Here is a 9219-nt window from a genome sequence, read left to right as displayed (position 1 = left end):
CCAATTTTTGCCCAATGGGTGATTTCTTTAAACCTTGTCCTAGCAGGGCTAAGGCTGGGTTTAAAAAATCGCCAAGTGGGTGAAAAGTGGGTTTCTGATGATTGTTCCTATTTATGCAAAGGTCTCACAAAGATAAATAAATTTATACAAAGCTTTGGCTGTTATAATACTATCTCCAACATCATTTAAATACACCAATTTTCCAAAGTGGAATTTAATCAGCAAGACAATAATCAAAATAGCGTTGTTTCCATAGAAAATAGCATAGTGACTTTGTCACATACAACGCTTAGTACGCCCTGCTTTATCTCACCTAAGCACCATATGCAAACCCCTAATTTAACATTAGAGCAACTGGATAAAATAGCATTATTTCCACTCAGCTCAAAAGATGATATTGATATTTTGATTATCGGCACTGGTGAATATAGTCAATTTTTAAATCCACTACAACAAGTCGCACTACAACAAATGAACATTGGCGTTGAAAGTATGAATAGTGAATCGGCTTGCCGATGTTTTAATTTATTATTATCTGATGCAAGATTAGTCGGTCTGTTATTACTATGACACAAATTGATAAGTTTCGCCATTATTGGCATTATTTCAAAATGGATACGCCATTATTTTTAATACTAATGGGTACGAGTATGTTTGGCTTATTAATACTTTATAGTGCCTCTGAATCAACAGAGTTGGTCGTCAAACAAACAGTGCACTTTGTACTTGCCGTTAGTGTGATGTTGATTGTTGCACAAATACCGCCTTATTTACTCAGGCGTTATTCCCCTTATTTAATGCTACTTGGTATTTTCTTGCTGTTATTAGTGCTACTATTTGGCTCCAGTAGTGGTGGTGCCCAACGATGGCTAGATTTAGGCTTTATGCGTTTTCAGCCATCAGAGTTAATGAAAATTATTATACCAATTGCGATTGCTTCAATTCTTAGTGAAAAAACACTACCACCACAACCTACATCAGTACTTAGATCAATTGTTGCAATTGCTGTTACGGTTCTACTGATTGCCAAACAGCCTGATTTAGGCACATCGCTACTCATTGGTGCTAGTGGACTATATGTGTTGTTTTTCTCAGGATTTAGCATTCAAATTATCAAGCACAGCAAATGGCTCAATCTTAGTGCGATTTTTAGTCTGTTCGTTGGGAGTGGTTATGTTGCCTGGAATTACTTATTAATGACCTATCAAAAGAAGCGCATTATGACAATGATTGATCCAAGTTTAGACCCGCTTGGTGCGGGTTATCATATTTTACAGTCTAAAATTGCTATTGGCTCTGGTGGTCTATTGGGCAAAGGTATTGAGCAAGGTTCACAATCTCAACTAAATTTCTTACCCGAACATGCGACTGATTTCATTTTTGCAGTTATCGCCGAGGAGTTAGGATTTTTAGGTGTATTATTACTATTATTATTTTACGGTTTAATTATTTGGCGTTGTTTTTTCATTGCTTTCGAATCAGAAGATACCTTTTCTAAATTGCTAGGTGCAAGTTTAGCGCTTATTTTCTTTACTTATGTTTTTGTTAACATTGGTATGGTATCTGGCTTACTTCCTGTGGTGGGTGTCCCATTACCACTAGTTAGTTATGGTGGCTCATCACTGATTACACTATTTGTGAGTTTTGGTGTTATCATGTCAATTCGTAAACACAAAACACCGAATTATTAATCTAAATTCTAAGCAATGTTAAAATTACTTCTACTTTCTATTCTGCTTGTATCATCTATAGTTTCGGCCAAGATAGTGCCAGCGACCTATTTTAAAATCACACAAAACTTCATTGAAAAAATGGTAGAAAAACATGATTTTGACAAAGATAAGTTAACAGCCATCTTTCACACTATTAAATTTAAAATTGCTGATAAAACCACCAAAAAGAAGAAAAAGAAAACCAAGCACGTCAAGAAACCACCCATGTCATGGGATAAATACAAAGGTTTATTTATCACAGAAAATCGCATTAAAAATGGCATTAAATTTTGGCAAGACAACTTAGCAACATTGCAGCGTGCTGAAAAAATCTACCATGTTCCCGCTGAAATTATCGTTGCTATTTTAGGTGTAGAAACCAATTATGGCAATAAAAAAGGATCTCATTCAACACTAAAAACACTGGCAAAACGCGCATTTGGAAATTATCGTCGTCGTGCTTTCTATCAAAAAGAATTAGAGCATTTTTTGCTCATGACTCGTGAAAACGCCATTGCGCCTTTGTCTGTTAAAGGCTCATATGCAGGTGCAATGGGCTTCCCACAATTCATTGCCAGTTCGTATCGCCATTATGCGATTGATTTTAATAAAGATGGAAAAGTCGATTTATTCTCAGACCCTATTGATGCTATTGGTTCAATTGCCAATTATTTTGACAAACATCAATGGCATGATTATGGGGAAATTGCCCGCCCTATTTCACTAAATAGCAAACATCTAAAACATGCCAAACGCGCCAATTCCAAACCACGGAAAAATGCCAAACACTGGCGTAATAAGGGCTTGGATATAGATTCAGACATTAATAACAAGACTAAATTGGCTTTTATTCGCTTACCGCAAAAAATGAATGAAGATATTTGGCTCACTTTTTGGAATTTTTATGTGCTAACCCGTTATAATCACGACAACAGATACGCGATGGCAGTTTATCAATTATCAGAAAAATTAAAACAGGAATACGATTTAAATAATATTTATGAACAAGACACTTACTAAAAAACTATCTACACTCACAATTATCACGCTGAGCGTATTATCACTCAATGCTCAAGCAGCGATTTTTATTACCCCTAAAGCGCCGTCAATTAATGCTGCTGCTTATATTGTTATGGATCACAATTCGGGTGTAGTTATTGCCTCAAGTAAAGCTGATGAAAAACGCTCACCTGCAAGTTTAACCAAACTAATGACCGCTTATGTAGTTTTCCAGCTGATTAAAGATGACAGAATCAGCTTAAAAGACGAGGTCAAAATCAGCAAAAAAGCATGGCAGACTGGAGGCTCAAAAAGTTTTGTTGAAGTCGGTAAAACCATCAAACTAGAAACCCTACTCAAGGGCATGATTATTCAATCTGGCAATGACTCAGCAGTAGCACTAGCAGAACATATCGCTGGCACTGAGGGTACTTTTGCCACTTATATGAATGAATACGCCAAAAAACTTGACATGAACAACACCCGTTTTGAAAATGCCTCAGGTCTGCCACATAAAAGCCAACACACTACCGCTAGGGATATGGCAATACTTGCCTCGGCAACCATTCGTGATTTTCCACAGTTCTACCCATGGTATTCACAAAAAGAATTTACTTACCATGGCATCAAACAACATAATCGCAATAAATTACTATGGAGCGACCACACAGTAGATGGATTGAAAACAGGTTTTACCAAAAGAGCAGGTTACAACCTTGTTGCTAGCGCTAAACGCGTTGGTATGCGGTTGATTTCTGTCGTACTTGGCTCAGTAGGAACGCAAGCTAGGACTTCTCAAACACAAACCATCCTAGATTATAGTTTCCGTTTTTTTGAAACAACAAAAATCAACAAAATTAGTAAAAAAATACCCATTTCCGGTTCAACCAAAAAACAAATTAAAGTTGGCTTTAAAACGCCACAGGCAATCACTCTACCACGTGGACAATACAAGCTATCCCAACAAGTAATTGAATTGAATACTGATTTTAAAATGCCTATTAATAAAGGCGATAATATCGCTCACTTGATCCTGAAATTAGAAGGTGAAAACCTTGCAAAACTGCCAATTATCGCACTTGAAGATGCACCTGAATCTGGATTTTTCTCACGATTACTAGAGAAAATCGGGCTTTAATGGTTTATTTAAACGGCAACTTTGTTGCAAAAAATAAAGCCTCTATTTCAGTTATGGATAGAGGTTTTTTATTTGGTGATGGCGTCTACGAAGTCATCCCAGTTTATCAAGGCAAATTGTTTCGCCTAGATGCACATCTACAACGCTTACAAAAAAGTCTGGATGCGGTCCAGATATCTAACCCCTATACAAACGAAAAATGGTTAGAAACCCTTAAGCAACTCTTAAAATATTCTCAATCAGACAACCAGTCACTCTACTTACAAATCACTCGTGGTGCTGATACACAAAGAAAGCACAGTTTTGAAAATTTAACGCCGACTATTTATATTGAGTCAAATCCACTCACACCAAAAGATAAAGTGCACTTAGAAAAAGGCTTTAGCGCTATCACAAGTTCTGATATTCGTTGGTCAAGATGCGATATCAAGGCTACTTCGCTCTTGGCAAACACAATGTATGCTCAAAATGCCAAAGAAGCCCAAGTGGAAGAAGTTATCTTGCATCGTGATAATATCGTTACCGAGGGTGCAACCTCAAATGTCTTTATGATTAAAGGCGATACGCTACACACTCACCCTGCTGATAGTTATATTCTTTCAGGCATCACCCGTGATTTAGCCTTGGAAAGTGCCCTAGCTTGCCATTTGAAAATTAAAGAATCTGGCTTCACAACAGCTAAACTCTTAAACGCTGATGAAGTATGGATTTCCAGTTCCACCCGTGAAATTATGCCGATTACCCAAATAGACAACTGTGTCATTAACAATGGAAAAGTTGGTCACTATTGGGAATGTGTCTATAACCATTATCAACAATTAAAAAATGATTGATCAGCGACTTGACTTACTTACCGATTGGTTGTCATATTTTTTCGACGATGAGAATTTTGTCATCACTAGTGCTAGTGACGATGCCAGTTTTCGCCGTTATTTTAGAGTTGAGCGTAACAACAATACCTTTATCGCCATGGATGCGCCTCCAGAAAAAGAAGACAGTGCTACCTTTGTTAAAATTGCCACTTTATTAAGCGCAAATAATCTTCATGCACCTAAAATTATTACCTCCGATTTAGCGCAAGGTTTTCTACTACTTGAAGATTTAGGCAATACCACTTTTCTACAGACGCTCAACAAAGACAACTGTATTAATTTGTATAAAAAAGCCATTAACGCGCTTGTTAAAATTCAAAAAATTGATTATGAAAACAACGATTTACCTTACTATGATGACGCTGTACTAAAAGGTGAAATGCAACTATTAATTGACTGGTATTTACCTAAAGACACCAGCGATAATCATAAGCAACAACTCTTAAGCGTATTTGACACTCTTAGTAATAACGCACTTAACAGCCTGCAAGTTTTTGTGCATCGTGATTATCATGCACGCAACCTTATGTTAACTGAAAATGGGCTTGCTATTATTGACTTTCAAGACGCTATTATTGGCTCGAATACTTACGATTTATGCTCCTTATTAAAAGATGCCTATTTAGAATTATCAGCAAATGACATTCAAACCTTACTCAACTATTATTACACACAAGCCAGTATTGACATTGAATTTTCACAATTTGAAGAGCAATTTGAACTGATGGGTTTACAACGACATTTAAAAATCTTAGGTATTTTTAAACGCCTATCAATGCGTGACGGCAAACATCAATATCTAAATGATCTCCCCTTGGTTAAAAAATATGCCCTACAGATTGCTGATAAATATCCAGAATTCTCTGTACTCAAGGACATCTTATGAAAGCGATGATTCTATCGGCAGGTAGAGGGGAACGCATGATGCCACTCACCAAAGACACACCAAAGCCCTTAATCAAAGTCCACGATAAAACACTTATTGAACACAGTATTGATACATTAAAAAATGCTGCTATTACCGATGTTGTTATCAACATTGCCTATTTAGGTGAGAAAATACAAGCACACCTAGGCGATGGAGACAAATTTGGTATTAATATTGAATACAGCATTGAGCAAAATGCACTTGAGACTGCTGGTGGCATTATTCAAGCACTTTCACTGCTTGGAGATGCGCCATTTATTGTCATCAACTCTGACATATTATACGATTACGATTTATCTACGCTTGCCCTACCCAACAATTCATTGGCGCATTTGTTATTAATTGATAACCCTAAGCACAATCCAAATGGCGATTTCTCTTTAACTGGCAATAAAATCACTCTGCCTAATACTCAGACTTACACCTTTTCAGGCATTGGACTCTATCACCCAAATTTCTTTCAATCGCATCTACACAACAATGGGAAATTACCGCTCTCAACCCTATTCAAAGAGGCAATTAACAATAAACAATTAACAGGTGAACACTACTTGGGCTACTGGCAAGACATCGGCACACCTGAGCGTTTAAGGGTTGTCAATAATTCTTAAAATAATTCTTAAAATAGAAGCAGATATAAATTAAAATAGGTCTTGGTAGTGTCAGGGTGCACTGACAATAAATAATTATAAACCCCGCCAGGTCCGGAAGGAAGCAACGGTAATAATTTTTTTATGTGTTGGAGGTTATTCTGGCACTACCATTTTTAATTCGGAATCTAACATGAGCGAACCTTATCAAGTTTTAGCGCGTAAATACCGACCTCACACCTTTAGTGAAATGGTTGGACAAACGCATACTGTTAAAACCTTAATCAACGCACTTGATAGCAATAATTTACATCATGGCTTTTTATTTACTGGCACACGCGGTGTTGGTAAAACCACGATTGCACGAATTTTTGCTAAATCCATCAACTGTGAAAGCGGTGTTAGTTCCAAGCCTTGTGGTAAGTGTGCCACCTGCATTGAAATCGACAAAGGTCAGTCAATTGATTTAATAGAACTTGATGCAGCGTCACACACTGGCGTTGATAATATGCGTGATATTTTAGAAAATGCGCAATATATGCCGACTAAGAATCGTTATAAGATTTATCTGATTGACGAGGTGCATATGCTCTCAAAAAGTAGCTTTAACGCGCTACTTAAAACCCTTGAAGAACCCCCTGAGCATATTAAGTTTCTATTAGCAACAACCGATCCACAAAAAATACCTATGACGGTGCTCTCTCGTTGCTTACAGTTCACTTTACAGAAACTCACACACGAAGAAATCTTAGCTCAATTGAAGTTCATTATGGACTCTGAGCGTTTAAAGTACGAAGAATTAGCGCTTAGTCAAATCGCTGATTTTGGTAATGGCTCTATGCGTGATGCACTTAGCCTACTTGATCAGTCTATCTCTTATGGTAATGGCTCGGTCATGGAAAAAGATATTAAAGCCATGCTTGGTTTAGTGCATCATGATGATATTTTAACTTTGGCAAAACACTTATTTAATCAAGATGGTGAGGCCTGTATTAATTTTGCTAAAGAATTATCACATAAAGGTGAAAACCTAACGCACGCATTGAAAGATTTAAGCGCTTTGTTTCATCAAGTATCAATCGCACAAATCCTTAACACTTCAGAAGTTTCTGATGATATTAAAGCACTATCTGCTCAAATCTCAAACCAAGATTTACAACTGTTTTATCACATAGTAATTAATGGTAGCAAAGAGTTACCACTCGCACCGAGCGAAGAAATCGGGTTTGAGATGACGCTACTTCGTATGCTCTCATTTCATTCAAATTCATCGAAAAAAAAAACGCCTAACATAAGTCAAACATCTAAAACCAAACTTGAAACCGAACCTGGCACCAAGCAAAAATCCACAGAAAATATTGTTGAAGTGTCTCAACCAACACCCCACCCAACACTAAATATCAACTCTCAGCAAGAGTGGGAAAAGATAATTCAAACACTTGAATTTAATACACCAGCGCGACTACTACTCAAAAATACCTTGTTTGAAAGCGCTGATAATCAAACCCTAACACTGAGTTTAGATGAGCAATTTTCTACTTTGCTAACAAACAGCATTCAAGTTACTATTCAAGCCACACTACAAGCAAACTTTGGTGATATTACTTTAAACATCAACACCAACAAACTCAAAACTCAAACCTTGGCACAAAAAGAAACACAGGCTGGAGATGAAAAAATGGCCACACTACAAGAAACTTTTTTAGCCGATAAAGGTGTGCAAAAATTACAACAAGTTTTTAAGGCAGTTATTAACACCAATAGCATTAAAGAAATATCTAAACCATTATAATTTGACAACGAAAAAAAAGGAGATAAGGATGTTTAAAGGTGGAATGGCGGGCATGATGAAAAAAGCCCAACAAATGCAAGACAATATGCAACAAGCACAAGAAGAAATCAAACAACTCACCGCCACAGGTAATGCTGGCGGTGGTTCAGTAAAAGTTAGTATTAATGGTGAACATCAGGCAACAGATATTCAGATTGATGTAAGCGTGATGAACGATAAAGATATGTTAGAAGACTTAATCTTAAGCGCTATCAATGATGCTAATGGGCAAATCGCTGATGCCTCTGCCACCAAAATGAAAGCTGCCACGGGTGGCATGAACCTACCAAGTGGCATGAATTTGCCATTATGATTAATTATGATTGAGACGCTTAATAAAGCATTTTGTGCCCTACCTGGTGTTGGTAAAAAAACCGCACAGCGCTTTGTTTATCATTTATTAGAGCGTAATCGTGATGGTGGCATGGAGCTTGCCAAAGCTTTAATGGATGCAATGGAACATGTTGGGCATTGCTCATCGTGTCGCACTTTAAGTGAAAAAGATATTTGTAATATCTGTATTAATAACCATCGAACAAACACACAACTTTGCATTGTTGAAACACCGAGTGATATTCATGCCATTGAACAAAGTAGTGCTTATAAAGGTAAGTATTTTGTGCTCAGTGGCTACCTATCACCGATTGATGGCATTGGTGCTGCTGAGTTAGGTCTAGATGCATTAGAACAAAAATTACACAAGCAAGGTATTGAAGAAATCATTCTTGCCACCAACGCCACTATTGAAGGCGAGGTAACCGCACACTATATCAGCAACATGGCAAAACAATTTGATATTCGTATTACTCGAATTGCACACGGGCTTCCCATTGGTGGCGAACTTGAATATGCTGATATTAACACCATTGCGCACGCTCTATCAGGGCGCAAAGATTACAATTATTAACAAGCTGATTATCTTAAGAAAACTGAATAATTAAAAAAAACTTAAGAAACTTACTCTAAGATATCAGATATAATCATTAAAATGAGACCTTTGCATAAATAGGAACAATCATCATAAACCCACTTTTCACCCACTTGGCGATTTTTTAAACCCAGCCTTAGCCCTGCTAGGACAAGGTTTAAAGAAATCACCCATTGGGCAAAAATTGGATTTTGCTAATCATCCCTATTTATGCAAAGGTC

General features: G+C 37.1%; 10 protein-coding genes and 1 other RNA gene. All 11 read left to right on the top strand.

Annotated features, from left to right (window positions below; all coding sequences use genetic code 11):
• Positions 1-207: 207 nt before the first annotated feature.
• The 11 genes from BBROOKSOX_RS07530 (at position 208) to recR (ending at position 8977) form a co-directional block, all read left to right on the top strand.
• Positions 208-570 (top strand): Mth938-like domain-containing protein, encoded by a 363-nt coding sequence (locus BBROOKSOX_RS07530; protein ID WP_139660582.1) that lies wholly within the window; start codon positions 208-210, stop codon positions 568-570.
• Positions 567-1691, top strand: a complete 1125-nt coding sequence (gene rodA / locus BBROOKSOX_RS07525; RefSeq protein ID WP_139660581.1) for a rod shape-determining protein RodA — start codon at positions 567-569, stop codon at positions 1689-1691. The genes BBROOKSOX_RS07530 and rodA overlap by 4 nt, the downstream gene beginning before the upstream one ends.
• A 15-nt stretch (positions 1692-1706) precedes the next feature.
• Complete coding sequence (mltB, locus tag BBROOKSOX_RS07520) at positions 1707-2732, top strand: lytic murein transglycosylase B (protein WP_139660580.1); 1026 nt, start codon at positions 1707-1709, stop codon at positions 2730-2732.
• A complete protein-coding gene (locus tag BBROOKSOX_RS07515) occupies positions 2713-3849 on the top strand; it encodes a D-alanyl-D-alanine carboxypeptidase family protein (protein WP_139660579.1) in 1137 nt (378 codons plus the stop codon). The genes mltB and BBROOKSOX_RS07515 overlap by 20 nt, the downstream gene beginning before the upstream one ends.
• Complete coding sequence (gene dat / locus BBROOKSOX_RS07510) at positions 3849-4682, top strand: D-amino-acid transaminase (protein ID WP_139660578.1); 834 nt, start codon at positions 3849-3851, stop codon at positions 4680-4682. Before BBROOKSOX_RS07515 ends, dat begins: the two co-directional genes overlap by 1 nt.
• Positions 4675-5607: an aminoglycoside phosphotransferase family protein gene (locus BBROOKSOX_RS07505; protein WP_139660577.1), complete on the top strand. Its 933-nt coding sequence runs from the start codon at positions 4675-4677 to the stop codon at positions 5605-5607. Before dat ends, BBROOKSOX_RS07505 begins: the two co-directional genes overlap by 8 nt.
• On the top strand, positions 5604-6260 hold the full coding sequence (gene murU / locus BBROOKSOX_RS07500; protein WP_139660576.1) for an N-acetylmuramate alpha-1-phosphate uridylyltransferase MurU: 657 nt from the start codon (positions 5604-5606) through the stop codon (positions 6258-6260). Before BBROOKSOX_RS07505 ends, murU begins: the two co-directional genes overlap by 4 nt.
• 51 nt (positions 6261-6311) lie before the next feature.
• An RNA gene (ffs, locus tag BBROOKSOX_RS07495) (signal recognition particle sRNA small type) lies at positions 6312-6407 on the top strand.
• A gap of 25 nt (positions 6408-6432) precedes the next feature.
• Positions 6433-8031 carry a DNA polymerase III subunit gamma/tau gene (dnaX, locus tag BBROOKSOX_RS07490; protein WP_139660575.1) on the top strand — a complete coding sequence of 533 codons (1599 nt, stop codon included), beginning with the start codon at positions 6433-6435 and terminating at the stop codon, positions 8029-8031.
• A gap of 28 nt (positions 8032-8059) precedes the next feature.
• Entirely contained in the window at positions 8060-8383 is a 324-nt protein-coding gene (locus BBROOKSOX_RS07485) for a YbaB/EbfC family nucleoid-associated protein (protein ID WP_139699749.1), read from the top strand.
• Between the two features lie 6 nt (positions 8384-8389).
• Positions 8390-8977 (top strand): recombination mediator RecR, encoded by a 588-nt coding sequence (gene recR, locus BBROOKSOX_RS07480; protein ID WP_139699750.1) that lies wholly within the window; start codon positions 8390-8392, stop codon positions 8975-8977.
• The last annotated feature ends 242 nt before the right edge of the window (positions 8978-9219 follow it).

Source organism: bacterium endosymbiont of Bathymodiolus sp. 5 South (assembly GCF_900128535.1).
GTDB lineage: Bacteria > Pseudomonadota > Gammaproteobacteria > PS1 > Pseudothioglobaceae > Thiodubiliella.
This window is presented reverse-complemented; position numbering and strand designations above follow the sequence as displayed.

Coding starts and splice junctions, on each gene's coding strand:
- rodA (WP_139660581.1), top strand. CDS start 567: ATGACACAAATTGATAAGTTTCGCCATTATTGGCATTATTTCAAAATG.
- mltB (WP_139660580.1), top strand. CDS start 1,707: ATGTTAAAATTACTTCTACTTTCTATTCTGCTTGTATCATCTATAGTT.
- BBROOKSOX_RS07515 (WP_139660579.1), top strand. CDS start 2,713: ATGAACAAGACACTTACTAAAAAACTATCTACACTCACAATTATCACG.
- dat (WP_139660578.1), top strand. CDS start 3,849: ATGGTTTATTTAAACGGCAACTTTGTTGCAAAAAATAAAGCCTCTATT.
- BBROOKSOX_RS07505 (WP_139660577.1), top strand. CDS start 4,675: ATGATTGATCAGCGACTTGACTTACTTACCGATTGGTTGTCATATTTT.
- murU (WP_139660576.1), top strand. CDS start 5,604: ATGAAAGCGATGATTCTATCGGCAGGTAGAGGGGAACGCATGATGCCA.
- dnaX (WP_139660575.1), top strand. CDS start 6,433: ATGAGCGAACCTTATCAAGTTTTAGCGCGTAAATACCGACCTCACACC.
- BBROOKSOX_RS07485 (WP_139699749.1), top strand. CDS start 8,060: ATGTTTAAAGGTGGAATGGCGGGCATGATGAAAAAAGCCCAACAAATG.
- recR (WP_139699750.1), top strand. CDS start 8,390: ATGATTGAGACGCTTAATAAAGCATTTTGTGCCCTACCTGGTGTTGGT.